Source organism: Haloarcula marina, assembly GCF_024218775.1.
Lineage (GTDB): Archaea > Halobacteriota > Halobacteria > Halobacteriales > Haloarculaceae > Haloarcula > Haloarcula marina.
This window is the reverse complement of sequence record NZ_CP100404.1, coordinates 3176232-3192306: the sequence shown is the minus strand read 5'-3', so window position 1 is coordinate 3192306 and position 16075 is coordinate 3176232. Positions and strand designations below refer to the sequence as shown.

The 16075-nt window shown below is 64.4% G+C and carries 21 protein-coding genes; 8 read left to right on the top strand and 13 right to left on the bottom strand.

Features of this window, described 5'->3' with window-relative positions; all coding sequences use genetic code 11:
* Positions 1-210 precede the first annotated feature (210 nt).
* Both NJQ44_RS16840 and NJQ44_RS16835 read right to left on the bottom strand, forming a co-directional pair.
* The gene (locus NJQ44_RS16840; protein ID WP_254272492.1) at positions 211-573 is read right to left on the bottom strand and encodes a DUF7344 domain-containing protein; all 363 of its coding nucleotides are present in this window, start codon (positions 571-573) and stop codon (positions 211-213) included.
* A 162-nt stretch (positions 574-735) separates the two neighbouring features.
* The gene (locus tag NJQ44_RS16835; RefSeq protein ID WP_254272491.1) at positions 736-1392 is read right to left on the bottom strand and encodes a helix-turn-helix domain-containing protein; all 657 of its coding nucleotides are present in this window, start codon (positions 1390-1392) and stop codon (positions 736-738) included.
* 426 nt (positions 1393-1818) lie between these two features.
* Between NJQ44_RS16835 and NJQ44_RS16830 the strand changes: the two genes are divergently transcribed.
* The 4 genes from NJQ44_RS16830 (at position 1819) to NJQ44_RS16815 (ending at position 5323) form a co-directional block, all read left to right on the top strand.
* Positions 1819-2328, top strand: a complete 510-nt coding sequence (locus tag NJQ44_RS16830; RefSeq protein WP_254272490.1) for a hypothetical protein — start codon at positions 1819-1821, stop codon at positions 2326-2328.
* A 154-nt stretch (positions 2329-2482) separates the two neighbouring features.
* Positions 2483-2779 carry a DUF3303 domain-containing protein gene (locus NJQ44_RS16825; RefSeq protein ID WP_254272489.1) on the top strand — a complete coding sequence of 99 codons (297 nt, stop codon included), beginning with the start codon at positions 2483-2485 and terminating at the stop codon, positions 2777-2779.
* A 283-nt stretch (positions 2780-3062) separates the two neighbouring features.
* Positions 3063-3380 (top strand): RPA12/RPB9/RPC11 RNA polymerase family protein, encoded by a 318-nt coding sequence (locus NJQ44_RS16820; protein WP_254272488.1) that lies wholly within the window; start codon positions 3063-3065, stop codon positions 3378-3380.
* Between the two features lie 185 nt (positions 3381-3565).
* Positions 3566-5323: a sensor histidine kinase gene (locus NJQ44_RS16815; RefSeq protein WP_254272487.1), complete on the top strand. Its 1758-nt coding sequence runs from the start codon at positions 3566-3568 to the stop codon at positions 5321-5323.
* On the opposite strand, the gene NJQ44_RS16810 is transcribed toward NJQ44_RS16815, so the two are convergent.
* Genes NJQ44_RS16810 through sufU form a run of 3 tightly spaced genes read right to left on the bottom strand, consistent with a single transcriptional unit; the run spans position 5311 to position 7042 of the window.
* Positions 5311-5769: a pyridoxamine 5'-phosphate oxidase family protein gene (locus NJQ44_RS16810; protein WP_254272486.1), complete on the bottom strand. Its 459-nt coding sequence runs from the start codon at positions 5767-5769 to the stop codon at positions 5311-5313. The genes NJQ44_RS16815 and NJQ44_RS16810 overlap by 13 nt on opposite strands.
* A gap of 37 nt (positions 5770-5806) precedes the next feature.
* Positions 5807-6577 (bottom strand): class I SAM-dependent methyltransferase, encoded by a 771-nt coding sequence (locus NJQ44_RS16805; protein WP_254272485.1) that lies wholly within the window; start codon positions 6575-6577, stop codon positions 5807-5809.
* A 36-nt stretch (positions 6578-6613) separates the two neighbouring features.
* Entirely contained in the window at positions 6614-7042 is a 429-nt protein-coding gene (gene sufU, locus NJQ44_RS16800; RefSeq protein WP_254272484.1) for a Fe-S cluster assembly sulfur transfer protein SufU, read from the bottom strand.
* Positions 7043-7211: 169 nt separating this feature from the next.
* Here sufU and NJQ44_RS16795 point away from each other — a divergent pair, with 169 nt between their 5' ends.
* Positions 7212-8060 (top strand): hypothetical protein, encoded by an 849-nt coding sequence (locus NJQ44_RS16795; RefSeq protein WP_254272483.1) that lies wholly within the window; start codon positions 7212-7214, stop codon positions 8058-8060.
* Positions 8061-8133: 73 nt separating this feature from the next.
* On the opposite strand, the gene NJQ44_RS16790 is transcribed toward NJQ44_RS16795, so the two are convergent.
* From NJQ44_RS16790 to NJQ44_RS16780, 3 genes are all read right to left on the bottom strand, one after another.
* Positions 8134-9138: an aldo/keto reductase gene (locus tag NJQ44_RS16790; RefSeq protein WP_254272482.1), complete on the bottom strand. Its 1005-nt coding sequence runs from the start codon at positions 9136-9138 to the stop codon at positions 8134-8136.
* A gap of 74 nt (positions 9139-9212) precedes the next feature.
* Positions 9213-10121: a CheF family chemotaxis protein gene (locus tag NJQ44_RS16785; protein WP_254272481.1), complete on the bottom strand. Its 909-nt coding sequence runs from the start codon at positions 10119-10121 to the stop codon at positions 9213-9215.
* Between the two features lie 186 nt (positions 10122-10307).
* On the bottom strand, positions 10308-11555 hold the full coding sequence (locus NJQ44_RS16780) for an aminotransferase class V-fold PLP-dependent enzyme (RefSeq protein ID WP_254272480.1): 1248 nt from the start codon (positions 11553-11555) through the stop codon (positions 10308-10310).
* Between the two features lie 136 nt (positions 11556-11691).
* Here NJQ44_RS16780 and NJQ44_RS16775 point away from each other — a divergent pair, with 136 nt between their 5' ends.
* Positions 11692-12219 carry a carbohydrate-binding protein gene (locus tag NJQ44_RS16775; RefSeq protein WP_254272479.1) on the top strand — a complete coding sequence of 176 codons (528 nt, stop codon included), beginning with the start codon at positions 11692-11694 and terminating at the stop codon, positions 12217-12219.
* On the opposite strand, the gene NJQ44_RS16770 is transcribed toward NJQ44_RS16775, so the two are convergent.
* Genes NJQ44_RS16770 through NJQ44_RS16760 form a run of 3 tightly spaced genes read right to left on the bottom strand, consistent with a single transcriptional unit; the run spans position 12220 to position 13562 of the window.
* Entirely contained in the window at positions 12220-12510 is a 291-nt protein-coding gene (locus NJQ44_RS16770) for a DUF424 domain-containing protein (RefSeq protein ID WP_254272478.1), read from the bottom strand. It lies immediately after the preceding gene.
* Positions 12507-13286, bottom strand: a complete 780-nt coding sequence (locus NJQ44_RS16765; protein WP_254272477.1) for a tetratricopeptide repeat protein — start codon at positions 13284-13286, stop codon at positions 12507-12509. Before NJQ44_RS16765 ends, NJQ44_RS16770 begins: the two co-directional genes overlap by 4 nt.
* 45 nt (positions 13287-13331) lie before the next feature.
* A complete protein-coding gene (locus tag NJQ44_RS16760; RefSeq protein WP_254272476.1) occupies positions 13332-13562 on the bottom strand; it encodes a hypothetical protein in 231 nt (76 codons plus the stop codon).
* Positions 13563-13616: 54 nt separating this feature from the next.
* On the opposite strand from NJQ44_RS16760, the gene thpR reads away from it, so the two are divergent.
* A complete protein-coding gene (gene thpR / locus NJQ44_RS16755; protein ID WP_254272475.1) occupies positions 13617-14177 on the top strand; it encodes an RNA 2',3'-cyclic phosphodiesterase in 561 nt (186 codons plus the stop codon).
* Here the strand turns inward: thpR and NJQ44_RS16750 are convergent, their stop codons facing one another.
* Positions 14178-14456 carry a DUF7999 family protein gene (locus NJQ44_RS16750; RefSeq protein WP_254272474.1) on the bottom strand — a complete coding sequence of 93 codons (279 nt, stop codon included), beginning with the start codon at positions 14454-14456 and terminating at the stop codon, positions 14178-14180.
* A gap of 161 nt (positions 14457-14617) precedes the next feature.
* Between NJQ44_RS16750 and NJQ44_RS16745 the strand changes: the two genes are divergently transcribed.
* Positions 14618-15430 carry a ZIP family metal transporter gene (locus tag NJQ44_RS16745; RefSeq protein WP_254272473.1) on the top strand — a complete coding sequence of 271 codons (813 nt, stop codon included), beginning with the start codon at positions 14618-14620 and terminating at the stop codon, positions 15428-15430.
* Here the strand turns inward: NJQ44_RS16745 and NJQ44_RS16740 are convergent.
* Positions 15427-15945, bottom strand: coding sequence for a hypothetical protein (locus tag NJQ44_RS16740; protein WP_254272472.1), 519 nt, complete (start codon positions 15943-15945; stop codon positions 15427-15429). The two genes, NJQ44_RS16745 and NJQ44_RS16740, sit on opposite strands and share 4 nt — an antisense overlap.
* Between the last annotated feature and the right edge of the window lie 130 nt (positions 15946-16075).

Genomic DNA, 16075 nt, shown 5'->3' with positions numbered 1-16075 from the left:
AATAGCGGGCGCGTATCGGTCACCAGCGGGTAGCCGAAAACGAGCCGACTGAATCGTTCGATACAGAGGATACATTCTGCAATCCGCGCTCGTCTGTTTTACTCAATCTACGCTGCCTCAGCCGCGTGTACGAATGTGTCTTGTTCGTTGTCTTCGTCTTCTCGATGCAGCGATTTTGTACTGAGCGAGAATGGGGAGCGGTTGTCGACGCTAACGTTCGAGTACTGGTTCGAGTGTGGGCTCGGCACCGAGAACCGTAGACAGGGTCGACTGTACTTGATCGAGTTGCGCGGTTGGTTCCACGAACTGTCGCTCTGGATCATACGTTATGAGTCCTCCCGAGGCCAACTTCGGGAGGTGAACGTGATGGAGTGAGAGGCGAATATCGGTTCGTACGTTCTCAGACGCCGCTGCAATTGTCGTATCGTGATTGTACTTGAGGACGACTTCGGTAAGGTCGTCGATCGTTACAGACCGCCGGTCTTCAACGAGCGTCCCGAGGACGATCCGCCGATACCGATGCCGACACAGGTCGAGTACCGAGTCGAAGGTGAGAGGCCCCTTACTCGCCATATCCACATACAGACGAACGACGACAATCATCTTACCTTTTTCATACACAACCCGTTCTTACCTCCCGTTTCATACACAACCCGTTTCATACACAACCCTTTTCATACACAACCCTTTTCATACACAACCCTTTTCATACACAACCCTGGCTTACGTACCCACTCAGGATTGGACTGTAAGGGCTGAGAGTGTGCTCCCGAGGACGTGTTTGATTCCCCCACGGAGGCGGGAGCCGACGGCCTGCTGTGAGATGCCGAGTTCCTCGCCGAGGGCTTCCAACGTGACCTGGCGGGGGGACTCATAGTACCCTCGCTGGTAGGCAAGTACCAGCGCCTCTAGCTGGGTGTCAGTGAGGCCGGCTTCGGTTGTCGTCTCAACCGGCGTGAGTGCGTGCAGTGCCGTCATCGTGATCGGGATGTCCAGCTCTCGACAGCGTCGTTGAAAGTCAACGATGTCACTTCGGTCATCACCGCGAACCTCGAATGTCCACTGGTGGTTTGTCCCGATGGCCTCGATCAGTGGAACCCCTGTCTCCGCCAGTACAGTTAGCACGTCGTCGTAGTCTATCGCCCACTCGACGCGTAACAAGTACTCGTCATCGACAGAGTCGACTAGCCGAATGCTCTTCACGCCCGGGTGCTCGGTGAACTCGCCCTCGATGTCGGTGACTTCGGTTCCCCGCACCCAGAAGTAGGGAATCACCACGTTCTGTGCGGGGACGATTCGCTCCAGTTCGACCCTCACGTTCGGCAGTTGGTCGAACACTGTCCCCAAGGGAAACTGGTCTGACGGAACCGTGAACGTCGCCTCAGTAGCCATTGTCTGTACCGTTTGCGTCCAGCTTGTAAAGGTCTGCTGCGGATTGCATCGTGCTCACGACGCCACAGTACCCGGATGATACACTCTCGACCCAAGAATCAATACCAGATGCATCTTGAAGAATTCACCACGGTGACGACGCCACACACAACACCGGCTGATTCAGTCGAATCAACGTGAAATCAACATGCAACCGGTGCTGCATTCAGCCTCTGTATCGGGCACACCGTCACTGATAGGAATCGAGTAGGTTGATGAGGCGGTGCTGTATACAGCACGCGTATCTCTTGCGGTGCCAACATATCTGGCCGAGTTCAGTTAGGCTCCCATCATCTGTTGAGCCACGTCTCATTCTCAGGCCCCGGACGTATGCGGCAATATGAGTTTTTCACCTCGTATGACGTATATACAATCGGTGTATGACCAATGAGTTCTACAACCGTCGAAACCGCCAGCCCCACCATGTCGTCCACGCGGACGTGGAGCAGCGCGGTCGCTGGCGGGCTCGTCGCCGGTATCGGCATGGGCCTGATAATGCACTTCGTTATGAACGCGATGCCCCTGGTTGGCGGGCTCTACGGCCAGCCGACGGTAGCGATGGGGTGGATCGCCCACCTCGTCCACAGTGTCGTCTTCGCCCTGGTCTTCGCCGCGATCGTCACCAGGACCTCACTCCGTGAGTACGGGCTTCTGGGGATGATCGGGCTGGGCGCCGCCTACGGTATCGTCCTGGAGTTGGTCGCCGCTGGCGTCGTCCTGCCAATCTGGGCGAACGCCGTCGGCTTGGGACCGCTCCCGGTTCCGTTCATCGTGCCAATCGGCTTCGTGACCCACCTCGTCTACGGTATCCTCCTGGGTGCCGTCTTCGGGTACGTCCTGAGCCGTGATCGCTCGCGGTCGGCGATGACTGAACCACGGGAGCAGGGATCGAACTGACGAAAATCGTCGATTTTCCTTCTTGATGCTGCTTGAAACCATGAGGAGAGAGCGGTTCAGTTTGAAGATACTGCTCGCATATTTCGTACGTTCATCTTACTGAGGTGAAGTGGGTCTATTACAAAATGACGTTAATTCCCTGTATGTAGTGCCGATGTTATTCCATGTCAGTCTGACCCACAGCCCCGAGAACTGCTGGGCCCGGGATGAACACGAAGGGAAGGCGAGCGAACTGGTCGCCCGGATGGAGGACGCCGATGGATCTCAAGGCGTCACCGTCCAGAGTTCGTTCGTTGCGCCGAATGAACACACGTTCTACTTGATGGTCGAAGCGGACACGTTTGAGAGCCTGACGTCGCTGCTCGGGCCGCCGCTCCTACAAGATCACGAGGCCGACGTGGTCCCGGTGACGACCTTCGGCGAGGCCCTGGACACGCTCGATGTAGAGTGACCTGACGCTACATCGATTTCCGGCCGTCCATGTAACGGTTCTCAGTTGGAACCACAGACGACAGTGTGCTGGCTACATCCGCTGTATCGGGCACGTCGTTACTGACAACCACTGAGTAGCTCCTAACGGAACTGCTGCAGACGAGCCGCGTATGCAACACGTCGCACACCGAGAACCGGCGCTGTCTCGTGAGACCAGTTCAGTCGGCACGAGACGGTGCCCGAAATCCACGACGAATCGGAAATTAACACATATATCCGACAATCGTGTCTCCGTGTGGTATATGCAATTTTGTGACGAGTGTGGTTCGATTATGCACACGGAGGAGGACACGTGGGTGTGTCGCTCCTGTGAGCACGAGGAGCCGCGGGACTCGCAAGCTGAAGCGGCGATGGCGACCCAGGATGGGCAGCGGGACGACGGAGCACCGACCGTGGCCGACGCGACCAAGGACTCCTCCGAGACGGTGCAGGAGCCGTGTCCGGCGGACGACTGCGACAGCGACCGGGCCTACTACGAGATGATGCCGAAACCGGGCGGTTCCTACGAGGTTCGGCTGTTCACCTGCGTCGAGTGCGGCCACAAGTGGCGCGAGTCCTGACGCAGTTCATACCGGCGAGTCTGCAACCAAGGACGGAGACTTGCTGATTCCACCTTCCGGATTCGGTACGCCACTCCGCTCAATCCCTGACGGTTTCAATGGAGCCTCCACGCCCGACACTCGCCTCGCTCTCAGTCGTGATAACGGTGGCATAACTGTTTAGGGACGAGTGTTGTATCGGGAGTATGCTCAGACCAGCGACGGTGAGCGTGGTAGTGGTGGTGCTCATCGCCGTCGCCGTGGTCACCAGTTTCGGGTTCGCGTGGTACGCCCGCAGGCGGACTCGGCATCCGGTCTCGGGGTGGTTCTCGCTCCTGATGGCCGCCGACGGAACGTGGGCGCTGTTGACGCTCCTCGAGTTGCTCAGTCCGACGGACGCGTTCGCCTTGCTGTTGGGCCCGTTCGTCGCCTTCACCGGAGTCTCAGCCGCCGTCATCTGGTTCCAGTTCGTCGTCGAGTACACCGGGGACAGTACGTGGGTCCCGCCCATCGTGGGCCGTCTGCTCGGCGCACAGACGGCCGTGTACGCGCTCCTGTACGTGTTGAATCCCGGCGAACTGGTCTACACCACTCGCGGCGTCGCTCAGTACGGCGTCGTCCGCCTCCCGTACGAGGTGTTCGGTCCCCTCGCGTACCTCGAACTCGCCGTCGTCTACGCGCTCCTGTCGGTGACCTTCCTGTTGCTCGGGCGCCTGTTTGTCCAGAGCCGCAACCTCTATCGGAAACAGACAGGGCTCATCTTCGCAGGGACGTCGGCCGTCGCGCTCGCGAACGTCGCGTTCTTCGCGGGTATCTCGCCGCACCCGCGTCTCGACCTGACGCCGGTGTTGTTCGTTGCACAGGCCGCCGGGGTCGGCGTCGCGCTGTTCCGGTACGACTTCCTCGACGTCACGCCGATGGCGGCCGATACGCTCCTCGATGAGATGCGCGACCCGGTGTTCGTCGTCGACGGCACGGGACGGGTCATCGACCAAAACGCGGCGGCAGCGCCCTACCTCGGCGCACTCGACGACCCGACGCTCTCGGACGTGGGCATCCCCGGACTCGGCGACGTCATCGCGCCGACGGATGGCGGCGTGCGCGTGGAACCGACGGAGGTGACGACCCTCAGACAGCACAGCGACCGCCTCTCGACGGTGACCTACGACGTTCGGACGACACCGATTCGGGACCGGTACGACAGCGTCCAGGGGTACGTCGTCGTCCTGCGGGACGTGACCGAGCGGAAGGCCCGGGAACGAGCGCTGGAGAACCAGAACAAGCGTCTCGAGGAGTTCACCGGCGTCGTGAGCCACGACCTTCGGAACCCGTTGCAGGTCATCGACGGCCACGTGAGGATGGCCCACGAGACCGGCGACCTCTCGCACTTGGAGGAGGCAACCGACGCCATCGGCCGTATGGAGTCGATGCTCTCGGACCTCCTCGAACTGGCACGGGAGGGCCAGACCATCGACGAGAAGGCCGAAGTCGACCTCGAATCGTGCTGCCGAGCGGCGTGGGACGCGGTGGAGACGGAGGACGCGACGCTCGACGTCGAGACGAACCTGTCCGTGCTGGCTGACCCCGAACGCCTCCAGCAGGTCTTCGAAAACCTGTTCGGAAACGCCGTCGAGCACGGGTCGACGAACGAGCGACCGGCCGCCGACGGCGCCGCGGAACACGGTGCCACGAACAGCCAGCCACGGACCGACGACAGCGACGCCGTGACGGTGACGGTCGGCGATTTCGAGGGTGGATTCTACGTCGCTGACGACGGGCCGGGTATCCCCCCGGCGAAGCGCGACTCCGTGTTCGAGTTCGGCGTGACCCACACCGAGGACAGCACGGGATACGGTCTCGGCATCGTTCAACGTATCGTCGAGGCACACGGCTGGCGCATCGCCGCCACCGAGAGCGAGAGCGGCGGGGCCCGCTTCGAGGTGACTGGGCTCTACTCGTCGTAGCGCTGGACCGTCGCAGTCCCGACCCGAATCCCCAGCAGCGCCCACTCGCCGGGCGGGTCGGCGTCCTCGCCGCCGTCGCTTGCGGTCCCGTCTCGATATATCTCCGTCATCGCCGCTTCGACGGCCGCGATTCGGGCGTCGTCGTCAGACTCGCGGGCCGTCCCGAGCAGTTGGACCGCCCAGTCGACGCCGGATTCGTCGGCCCGTTCGATGGAGACGGCGACCCGCGGGTTCCGCCGGACGTTTTCGAGTTTCTTCCCGCCGGTGAGTACCCACAGGCGGTCGTCTCGGACCGTCTCGGCGTCGCTCGCGGCGCGGTAGGCGTCGCCGCCCTCGTAGACGTACCAGACGGGCGCGACGTGCGGTCGGTCGTCGACGCTCGTCGCGAGGTGGGCGCTCAGCGGGGCGTCCGCGATGAGCGCGGCCACGTCGTCGGGGATGGACATACCCGGTTTACGCGGCCACGGCGGATGAGAGTCGCGCTCACCGGCGTTCGGCGACGAACCGAATCCGGCGGTAGTCGGCGGTCCACGTCTCCGTCGCGGCGTCGAACAGCGGTTCGCGCAGGCGGTCCTCGACGCCGTCCAGCACCGCTTCGCGTTCTGTCTCGTCGACGTCCGCGAAGAACTCGTCGCCGAACATCCCGACCCAGTTGCGCAGGCCGTCGGGGCCGTCTTCCAGTTCTACCGGGCGGTCGAACAGGCGCGCGAACGTCACTTCCATCCCGTGGGCTTCGAGTCGCGGCGCGTACTCGCCGACGCTCGGGAAGTACCACGGCGTGGCCACGTCGTAGCCTCGCTCGCCGAGTTCCGCGTCGAGGGCGGCGACGATTCGCGCGACGTTGCCGCGCCCGCCGAACTCCGCGACGAAACGGCCGTCGTCGGTCAGGGCGTCCGCGACCGTTTCGAGGACGGCGTCGTGGTCGTCGCCGGGAATCCAGTGCAGCGCGGCGTTCGAGAAGACGGCGTCGAAGGGGGCCTCGGGCGCGTACTCGCGGGCGTCTGCGTGTTCGAACCGACAGTCGGGGTACTCCTCGCGCGCTCGCTCGACCATCTCCGGAGCGGCGTCGATGCCGAGCACGTCGGCCCCGCTGTCGGCGATAGCGGCCGTCAGGTGCCCGGTTCCACAGCCGAGGTCGAGAATCCGCTGGCCGGGTTCCGGGTCGAGCAGTGTCAACAGGTCCTCGCCGTACTCGTGGACGAAGCCGTGGTCGTCGTCGTAGTCGTCCGGGTCCCATTCGTTGCCGTCGCTCATACTCGGTCGAAGCGGGCCGCGAAAATACGTCTTCGGTCAGTCGTCGTCTTCGGTGGTCGTCTTGTCGAGGTCCTTCTCGCCGAAGTAAATCTCGGCCCCGTCCTGTGCGACTTTCTCGGCGAGGACGGCACACTTGATTCGCATCGGCGAGATGTCGACGCCCAGCATGTCGACGATGTCGTCGCGGTCCATCGCCGCAAGTTCCTCGACGGACATCCCGTGGAGGCGCTCCGTCAGCATCGACGCGGACGCTTGGGAGATAGCACAGCCGTCGCCCTCGAAGGCGACGCGTTCGATAGTCTCTTCGTCCTCGGAGAGCACCACGTCCATCCGAATCTCGTCGCCGCACATCGGGTTCTCGCCGATGTGGGTGAACGTCGGGTCCTCGATGGACCCCGTGTTCCGGGGGTTCTTGTAGTGGTCGAGGATCTGCTGCCGGTACATGTCGGAGCCGCCGATACCCATTGTTGGACAGTGATAGGGCCGTCGCCCGGAAAAGCGTTCCGAGGCAGGCGGTGACTGGGCGATGCCGACGAGCGCCGGTCAGCCGCGGGTACCTACCGGTCGGACGGCACACCCTCACATGGGCGGGGGTGGTTATAGGTCGCTCTCGCCCGAGCGTGTAGCAACCGGTATGTTCGACCGAGTGCGCGACGCGTCGAGACGGGCGCTGTCCGGCGATGGCGACGACGCGCCCGACGAGGAGACGGTGAACGGCTTGGGCGCGTTGCTCGACGACGACGAATCCGCCGAGTACGCCCTGTGGAGTACGCGGGGGTTCGAACGCACCGTCGCCGACCGCACCGAGACGCTGACGCCCGACGACGACGGCTACGCCTTCGCGCTGGTGTCGGACCGCCGCGTCTGCTTCGTCGTCGACGGCGACCGCTCGACCCCGGACAGCGACCTGTCGCTTGCCGCGGTCACCGCAGTCGAACATAGGGAGTCGCTCTTGCGGCGTTCGCTCTCGGTCGAGACGAGCGACGAGCGCGTCTCCTTCCGACCGGCGGGCGGCGACGTCGAGGCGGTGGCGGCGTACCTCGACCGGACCGCCCGGCGCTGGCGCGACCTGCGCGGGGAACTGGACGACGCCCGAGAGATGTTGCGGGCGTACGGCGACGAGAACGGGACGTACGACGACATCTGGCGCGTCGGGAACCGGGTTCGGTCACATCTGAAAGCGGCCGACGAAGCGGCCACCCGGTACGACGACGCGGCCGAAGACCGACTGAGAGCCGCGATGGAACCCGTCGCCGCCGACGTCGCCGTCCGACTCCGGAGCCACGCCGAAGCTGTCGTGGACACCGTCGACGTGGACGACGAGGGGGCCGAGCAGACCTACGAACAGGTCCGCGACGTGCTCGAACACGCCCACACCATCGTGGCCGAGTACACGGACCGCGACCTGGACCCGTTCGAAGCGAGTCTGGAGAGTCTCGACGAGGCCATCGAGCGGAGCCAGTGGCAGTGGGGCGGGACCTGAGCCAGCGGCCAGGTATCGCCGTAGGACCGCGCTTCGCTCGGCCGGAGTGGTCGTCCGAGCGGTCGAGGCTGACTCAGATGTCGTCGTAGGGGCCGCCCTTCGCCTCGTTCAGTCGCTCGAACTGGTCGTCGGAGAGGTCGACGGCCGCCGCACCGAGGTTCTCTTCGAGTTGGTCGACGGTGCGCGCGCCCAGCAGTGGGACGGCCACGCTGTCGTGGTGTGAGAGCCACGCGATAGCCACCTGCGCGGGCGTCGCGTCCTCTGCGTCGGCGACGGCCTGCACCTCGTCGAGGACGGCGAAGTTCTCGTCGGTGAGGTAGGCGTCCTTCCAGTCGTCGCTGCGGCCCGCCGCCGAGTCGGCCGTGCGGTCCTCGCGGTCGTACTTCCCGGTGAGCATCCCCTGTGCCAGCGGACTCCACGGGCAGACGCCGAGGCCGTAGTGGTCGCACATGTCGAGGTAATCGCCCTCGACTTCGCGGTTGACGAGGTTGTAGCGCGGTTGTGAGACGGTGAACTGCTCCAGTCCCTCGCGCTCGGCGAGTTCGTTCGCCTGCGCGACCCGCCACGCGTTCGGGACGAACGTCGACGCGCCGAGGTAGTTCACCTTGCCCTCGTCGACGAGGCCGGTGAGGGTCCGCATCAGTTCGCGGGCGGGCGTGGCCTCGTCCCAGCGGTGGATGTACAGCACGTCCAGATACTCCGTCCCCAACCTATCGAGCATCAGGTCGATGTTGCGCCGGATGTGCTTGCGGCCGAGGCCCCGGCCGTTCGGGTCGTCCTCGCGCGTCGGCCAGTAGATTTTCGAGGCCAGCACGTACTCCTCGCGGTCCCTGTCGGCCAGCCATTCGCCTATCCAGCGCTCGCTGTCGCCGCCGCCGTACACGTCGGCGGTGTCGATGAAGCGCCCGCCAGCCGTCTCGTACGCGTCGAGCAGTTCGTGGGCGCGCTCGCGGTCGATTTCGACGGTTCCGTCGTCGGCCTCGCGGCCGAACCGCCACGTCCCGAAGGCGAGTTCGCTGACGGACAGTCCCGTCTCGCCGAGTCGGACGTACTCCAAGTCGATGTCGTCGAGTGCCATACCGACGGTTCGCGGGTCGGCCGTTTCAAAGGTCGGGCGGCGGTCAGGGTCGCCGGAACGAGAGCGGGTCGCCCTCAGTCCGTCTGCCCGGTCGACCGTCGCGGGCCGTCGACGGCGGCGCTGGGGCCGGTGTCGCTCACGCACTCGGTGACGAGAATCCACCCGCGGGAGGTCAGCGCCACCTCGCCGTCGACGGCTTCGACCAACTCCCGGCGGCGGAGGCCGTCGACCAGCGCGCGGGCCGATACCGATTCGCGCTCGACCAGCGACGCCGCCGTTGCCCGGCCGCGGCGCGAGTACAGTCGGACGAGCGCGCGAATAGCCACGGGCGGCACGTCCAACCGCCGTATCTCGCGTCTGGTCTCGACGTATCGCCGCTGGAGGTGGCGGCCAAGGAGGTGCTGGACGCGGGGCGGATTCAGCGCCAAATCGAGCGACACCGCCACGCCGTTTCGGACGTATTGGATGTGGATGACCGACTGCCGGTCGCCGAGCAACTCCTCGGTGGCGCGCCAGAAATCGACGATGTCCTCCAGTTTGAGGTCGAACGGCGTCGCTATTTGCGTACAGCCGACCCGTTCCGGAACGACGTGCAGACGGCCGATATCGAACGTCGCGTCGGTCACCCGCCCACCGACCTCGGCGGGGTGGCGGACGGCGACTTCCTTCCCGTCGAGGAGTCGTCGGTACAGAAGGCCGCCGAACGAGGTCAGGGTCTCCGAGTCGGTAGTGACGAACAGCACTCGCCGTCGCCCGTCGCGTTCGAACCCGACGGTCAGCACGGGGGTGTTGAAGCTCGACGGTGCCGCCTGCGGCCGTGCGCCGAGTTTGACGTCGAACACGTTCCCGAGGTCGATTTCGCCGACGAACGCGTCGTTCTCGACGACGAGGGCGTCGCTCCGCAGCGAGAGGTCCGCCACGAGCGGGTCCGGACCGAGCGCGGGGCAGAAGACGGTCGCCGAGATATCTATCGCGTCCGACATTTCTCGACAGATTGTTGAATGTTCTATATGATAAATATACTGAACGAAATATCAACAATTGAAACGGGGCGGGACGGCCACGAACGGAGCGAGTGGCGGTTGACCACCGCGGTAGAACGCTAACGAGTCCTTCGCGCTTACCGCAAAAATGTGAGCGAAAACGGCGACGACTCGCTCGGAACCGCGCTACGCGAACAACTGGCGGGCGTCGTCGATGGCGTCGACCAACTTGTCGACTTCCTCGCGCGTGTTGTAGATGTAGAAGGAGGCGCGCGCCGACGCCGCCACGCCCAACTTGTCGTGCAGTGGCTGCGTGCAGTGGTCACCGGCCCGAATCGCCACCGCCGAGTCGTTCAGGATAGAGGAGAGGTCGTGGGCGTGGACCGATTCGAGGTTGAACGCGACCAGACCGCCGCGCTCCTCGCCGACGGGCGGGCCGTACATCTCCACGTCGCCCTCGTCGGCCAGTCGCTCCATCGCGTACTGTGCGAGTTCGTTCTCGTGGCGCTGGATGTTCGCCATCCCGATGTCGTCCAGATAGTCACAGGCCTCCGCGAGCGCGATGCCCTGACAGATGGGCGGCGTCCCGGCTTCGAACTTCCACGGCAGGTCGTTCCACTTCGACTCCTCGAAGGTGACTTTCTTTATCATCTCGCCGCCGTACAGGTACGGCTCCATCTCCTCTAAGAGGTGTTTCTTGCCGTAGAGGACGCCGATGCCGGTCGGGCCGGCCATCTTGTGCCCCGAGAACGCGAGGAAGTCGGCGTCGATGGCCTCCACGTCGACGGGACGGTTCGGGACCGATTGCGCGCCGTCGACGAAGATGTAGGCGTCGTGGTCGTGGGCGATGTCCGCGAGTTCCGAGACGGGGTTCACCGTCCCGAGCGTGTTCGAGACGTGGACGACGCTGACCATCGCCGTGTCGTCGCCGATTAGTTCGCGCGCGTGGTCCATGTCCAGCGTGCCGTCCTCCTGTACGCGGATGAACCGACAGGTCGCGCCGGCCTTCTTCGCGATCTGCTGCCACGTCACCAGCGAGGCGTGGTGTTCCATCTCGGTGAGGACGACTTCGTCCTCGGGGCCGAGTTCGTTCAGGCCCCACGCGTAGGCGACGAGGTTCTCGCTCTCGGTGGTGTTCTTCGTGAAGACGATTTCCTCGCGCTCGCCCGACGCGCCGACGAACTCGGCGACGCGGTCGTGGGCGTCCTCGTAGGCGATACTGGCCTCTTGGCTCAGTTGGTGGAGGCCGCGGTGGACGTTCGCGTTGGTCGTCCGGTAGTAGTCGGCGATGCACTCGACGACGGGTTCCGGCGTTTGGGTCGTCGCCGCGTTGTCGAGATAGACGACTTGCTCCCCGCCGAATTCGCGCTGGAGGATGGGGAAGTCCTCCCGGAGACCCTCGACGTCGAGGGGTTCGATGTCGGTCTGTCCCATTGTCGGAGCACACGGGCTGGATGGGGAACTTTCCTTCGGTTCGGTCGAACCTCCGTCACAGAGCGGCTGGTAGCCGCCGTTTACCGCCGTGTTAGCCTGGCTAAAACAAAGCCAGTACTCAGTGAGCAAATGGCATATGGGTGACTACGATATTGGTGAACAAGGACCGGTTACCCGGGCCACGCCCGACGTGCAGGACGACCCTTACGAGCAGGAGCGGTGCCACGAGTGGCACGGCCGCCGAATCGGTGCACACGAACACCCGGGCATCCAGGACCACGAGATTCCGGGGACGTTTCCGGTCGGGAACTACCGCATCTATCATCACGACGGGCGCTGGCGACACGACGACACGCCGCTCACACGCGACGGTGGCCTGGACCTGCTGGTCACCGACGAGTGGCTGACCTACGCCGTCGACACCCGCGAGTCGGGACCACACGACCTGACGCTCCGGGTCGCCGCGGCCGACGGGTTCGGTGGCGGCGTGGTGGGTATCGCCGTCGACCGCGAGCCACAGACCCGCGTCGCGTTCGAACCGACCGGTGGCTGGGACGAGTGGGCGGAACTCACCACGAGCGTCGAGTTAGAACGGGGCTTCGGACTGATCCGACTGGTCGTCCTCGAAGGCGGCTGGAAACTGGACCGAATCCGAATCGAGTGATCAGAGCCAGAGCAGTTGCGCGTGGCGCGTCCCGTCGACGTCTAGGACGTTGGCCTCGTCGACGAACCCGTGTTCGATAGCCACGTCGACGCTGTCTTCGCCGACGATGTTGGCGACGCTACACCGAGCGAGGCTGTCGACGACTTCCTCTTCGGAGACGCTGTCGCCGCCGTAAAACCCCTCCTCGACGGTCAGCGAGACTGGGCCGTCCTCGAACGTCTCGCCCATCACGTCCGGGTCGCAGACGGAGACGAGCAGGCCCTCTTCGGTCTCGCGTTCGTTGAGTATCATTCGAGCAGCTGCTCTTCCGCGTTCTGTCGCATCTCCTCGACTTCGTCGGCCAGTTCCTCGGCGCGGTCGTACTCGCCCATCTCTTCGAGCGCGCGGGCCTTCTCCTCGAGCACGTCGGCGTTCCGGAAGCCGAGTCGGATGGCGTTGTCGAACGCCTCGACGGCGTCTTCGGCGAGGCCGCGTTCCGAGAGGAAGAAGCCGCGGTTGTACCACGCTTGGGCGAATCGGGGGTCGATTTCGACGGCGCGTTCGGCGTGTTCCAGCGCCTGTTCGGTCCGGCCGGACTCCCAGAGGGCGTAGGCGAGGTTCGTCTCGGCGGTGGCGGCGTGCTCGGTGCTCGCGGTTTCACCGCTCGCTCGCTCCGAGGCGTGTTGCGCTTCGCCGCCCTCCATGTCTTTCAGCGCCTCTTTGTACGCGCCGATAGCGGCGTCCCACTCTTCGAGTTCGGCGTGGGCCGCGCCCTTGTTCGTCCACGCCTCCTGCTTCAGGCGTTCGTCGTCGGTGTACTGGGCCACGCGCTCGAACGTCTCGGCGGCCTGTTCGTGGCGGTTGATGTGCATGTACTCCAGTCCCACGTCGAGCAGTTGCTCGGGGTCGACGGCGTCGGCCGGGATGTTCCGGCGGTCCAGCATGTCGGTGACGACCCGGGAGTCGACGGGGTCGACCTTGTCGGTGTCCACCTCGAACTCCGGCGGTTCGAGGTCGAACCCGTCGTAGGGGTCGTCGAACCCCTGTCCCTCAGAGAACTTGTGGTCCTCGGGCTCGCGGTCTGTCATACCCTCGGATTGTCGGTCAGGCCGGTTAAGGGCTACGTCCCGGACTCACTCGACGCCCTCTCGTTCCCCGTGGTCCGCGTCGAACGCCGACTCGAGGAGCGACACACCGAGATACAGCAGTGCCGTCGCGGCCACGATGAGGCCGTAGTGCTGTCTGCCTGGGGTTGGCGAGGGCGAACGTCGCGAGACCGACGGTGGCGACGAGGATAGCGGTCGAGCGGTGGACCGTCCGGTGGAGGGGAGCGTCGTCGTCCATACGTGTCGTTTCCCCACCACGTACAACACGGTCCGGCCGCGAACAGCCAAGTACGCGACGACCCTACTTCGGGTATGAAACGACTGTTCGTCAGCGTCGACTTGGACGGCCTCGGCGACGAAGTCCGGGCCGTCCAAGACCGATTCGAGGGCGTCTCGGGCCTCCGATTCACCGACCCCGAACAGACGCACGTCACGCTGAAGTTCCTCGGTGACACCGACCCGGACCGCGTCGACGACGTGGTGTCCGCGCTCGAAGCGGCCGTCGACGAGAGCGGCGTCGCCCCGTTCGAGGCCCGCTTCGGCGGCCTCGGCGTGTTCCCGTCGCTCGACTACATCAGCGTCGTCTGGGTTGGCGTTCGCGAGGGCCACGGCGACGCCGAACTAGGGGCGCTCCACGAGGCAATCGAGGCGCGGACTGTCGAACTGGGGTTCGACGCGGAAGACCACGAGTTCACGCCGCACGCGACCATCGGACGGATGGACCATGCTGGCGGGAAAGAACGGGTACAGAAACTCGTGGAGAACGAGGACCCCGACGTGGGGGCGCTTCGAGTCGAGGAAATCCGACTCACCGAGAGCGTCTTGGGCGACGACGGCCCGGAGTACACGACGCTCGCGTCGGTGTCGCTGTGATTAGCGAGCGAGGCCGGTCCGCGGCGGGCCGCCCGGCAGGAGGCGGGTGACCATCCACAGGTCGTCGCCGTCGTCCGTCTCGACCGGCGCGAGGTCGACGCGGACGGAACTACCAGTTCCGTGACCTTTGAACTTCGCTTCGAGTATCGGGTCGGCGTAGTCGACGACATCGTACGTCTTCCCGGTCGTGTGGTGGACGAGTTCGAGTTCGGCATCTTCGCACTCTTTGGCGGCTACAGTGTAGGAATCGACTACTTTACTCGCAGTTTCAACAGACATAGATAACAAAATGCGGAAATTGTGTATAAGTGTTTTCTGCATATAGTCCAGTCTACTGCGGAAGTGTATAATGAGCCTAGAAGACGGTACGCCGTTTAGGCCGTCCGAAAAACAATCAGGAAAGTGATAATTGTTAACCGTCTCTGCGGCATAGCGCTGGCATGGTCGTCTTCGAGAACGTCGCGTTCGTCTTCGTCGCGGGGCTGTTGACGGCGCTCGCGACGGGGTTGGGTGCGATACCGTTCTTTCTGGTCGAGGAGTTCTCCGACCGGTGGAACGTCGTGCTGTGGGGACTCGCGTCGGGTATCATGGTCGCGGCGTCGCTGTTCGGCCTCGTCCGGGAGGGACTGGCCTACGGCGGCGCGGTGCTCCTCGTGCCGGGGGTCCTCGCTGGCGTCCTCCTCGTCGAAGGGGCGGACCGGGTCCTCGACAACTACGACCACAACCCCAAGCAGTTCGAGCGGGCGGACTTCAAGAAACTCCTGCTCATCCTCGGCATCCTGACGGTCCACAGTTTCCCCGAGGGCGTGGCCGTCGGCGTCTCCTTCGCCGAACTCGGACTGGAGGGGGCGTCGGCGGGCGAGACGCTCGTCATCGCGGGGACGGCCGTGCCGCTACTCGCGGTGTTCATGACCATCGCCATCTCCATCCACAACGTCCCGGAAGGGACGGCCATCGCCATCCCGCTTCGGTCGCTCGGCGTCAGCGAGTGGCGGATGGTCTGGTGGGCCGTCTTCTCCTCGCTCCCCCAACCGCTGGGGGCGGTCATCGCCTACTACTTCGTCACGCTCGCGAGGGCGTTCCTCCCCTTCGGATTCGGCTTCGCCGCCGGGGCGATGGTGTACCTCGTCGCGACGGAGTTCGTCCCCGAGGCGCTCGAATACGGCGAAGGGCTGGCTGGCGGCGGGAAGCGCGAACTGCTCGCCGGTGGCATCACCGGTGCGCTGGCGATGGTGCCGCTGGCGTTCATCTAGAACGGCGAGCGATTGCGGATGACCTTCAGGTCGACGAACGCCGTCAACGGGTCGTCGAACTCTTCGACGCGGGTCTCCATCCGGTAGTTCGAGTGGTCGACGGCGAAGTAGTACGGCCCAGTCGCGTCGACGGACTCGCGATTGCCGCCGTCCGTCGTCGCCGCCTCGTAGAGGTCGCCGTCATCGGTCGGGAGCGCCGTCTGGCTGAACTTCGCGTGGCCCGGCGGCGTCTCGTCGGGGTCCCGACCTTTGATGTAGGCGTCGTACTGGGCGAACGCCGACTCGTCGGCGAAGAAGTACACGTCGAAGGCCGTCTCCGAGCGGACGATGTATTCGATGGCCCCGCCGGTGTCGGAGAGGTCCGGAATCTCCTCCCATATCCGGGCCTCGCCCGGTTGCACCGTCACGTCCTGCTGGACGCTCACGATGACTTCGCCACCCATCCCACCCAGACAGCCACCGCCGATGGCCGTCATCCCCGTCCCCAGTGTCCGCAGTACCGACCGACGTTTCATTATCTGACCTCGCGAATTTTCGCACTTAATTCTACGCGCCCGCTTACAAGCCCTGATAATGCCACAGCGACGCGGTATCGCTCGCGGGCGGCCCGAAAAGGAAGGAATTTAAGTCGTGGCGCGGAACACT

Coding starts and splice junctions, on each gene's coding strand:
- NJQ44_RS16840 (WP_254272492.1), bottom strand. CDS start 573: ATGGCGAGTAAGGGGCCTCTCACCTTCGACTCGGTACTCGACCTGTGT.
- NJQ44_RS16835 (WP_254272491.1), bottom strand. CDS start 1,392: ATGGCTACTGAGGCGACGTTCACGGTTCCGTCAGACCAGTTTCCCTTG.
- NJQ44_RS16830 (WP_254272490.1), top strand. CDS start 1,819: ATGAGTTCTACAACCGTCGAAACCGCCAGCCCCACCATGTCGTCCACG.
- NJQ44_RS16825 (WP_254272489.1), top strand. CDS start 2,483: ATGTTATTCCATGTCAGTCTGACCCACAGCCCCGAGAACTGCTGGGCC.
- NJQ44_RS16820 (WP_254272488.1), top strand. CDS start 3,063: ATGCAATTTTGTGACGAGTGTGGTTCGATTATGCACACGGAGGAGGAC.
- NJQ44_RS16815 (WP_254272487.1), top strand. CDS start 3,566: ATGCTCAGACCAGCGACGGTGAGCGTGGTAGTGGTGGTGCTCATCGCC.
- NJQ44_RS16810 (WP_254272486.1), bottom strand. CDS start 5,769: ATGTCCATCCCCGACGACGTGGCCGCGCTCATCGCGGACGCCCCGCTG.
- NJQ44_RS16805 (WP_254272485.1), bottom strand. CDS start 6,577: ATGAGCGACGGCAACGAATGGGACCCGGACGACTACGACGACGACCAC.
- sufU (WP_254272484.1), bottom strand. CDS start 7,042: ATGGGTATCGGCGGCTCCGACATGTACCGGCAGCAGATCCTCGACCAC.
- NJQ44_RS16795 (WP_254272483.1), top strand. CDS start 7,212: ATGTTCGACCGAGTGCGCGACGCGTCGAGACGGGCGCTGTCCGGCGAT.
- NJQ44_RS16790 (WP_254272482.1), bottom strand. CDS start 9,138: ATGGCACTCGACGACATCGACTTGGAGTACGTCCGACTCGGCGAGACG.
- NJQ44_RS16785 (WP_254272481.1), bottom strand. CDS start 10,121: ATGTCGGACGCGATAGATATCTCGGCGACCGTCTTCTGCCCCGCGCTC.
- NJQ44_RS16780 (WP_254272480.1), bottom strand. CDS start 11,555: ATGGGACAGACCGACATCGAACCCCTCGACGTCGAGGGTCTCCGGGAG.
- NJQ44_RS16775 (WP_254272479.1), top strand. CDS start 11,692: ATGGGTGACTACGATATTGGTGAACAAGGACCGGTTACCCGGGCCACG.
- NJQ44_RS16770 (WP_254272478.1), bottom strand. CDS start 12,510: ATGATACTCAACGAACGCGAGACCGAAGAGGGCCTGCTCGTCTCCGTC.
- NJQ44_RS16765 (WP_254272477.1), bottom strand. CDS start 13,286: ATGACAGACCGCGAGCCCGAGGACCACAAGTTCTCTGAGGGACAGGGG.
- thpR (WP_254272475.1), top strand. CDS start 13,617: ATGAAACGACTGTTCGTCAGCGTCGACTTGGACGGCCTCGGCGACGAA.
- NJQ44_RS16750 (WP_254272474.1), bottom strand. CDS start 14,456: ATGTCTGTTGAAACTGCGAGTAAAGTAGTCGATTCCTACACTGTAGCC.
- NJQ44_RS16745 (WP_254272473.1), top strand. CDS start 14,618: ATGGTCGTCTTCGAGAACGTCGCGTTCGTCTTCGTCGCGGGGCTGTTG.
- NJQ44_RS16740 (WP_254272472.1), bottom strand. CDS start 15,945: ATGAAACGTCGGTCGGTACTGCGGACACTGGGGACGGGGATGACGGCC.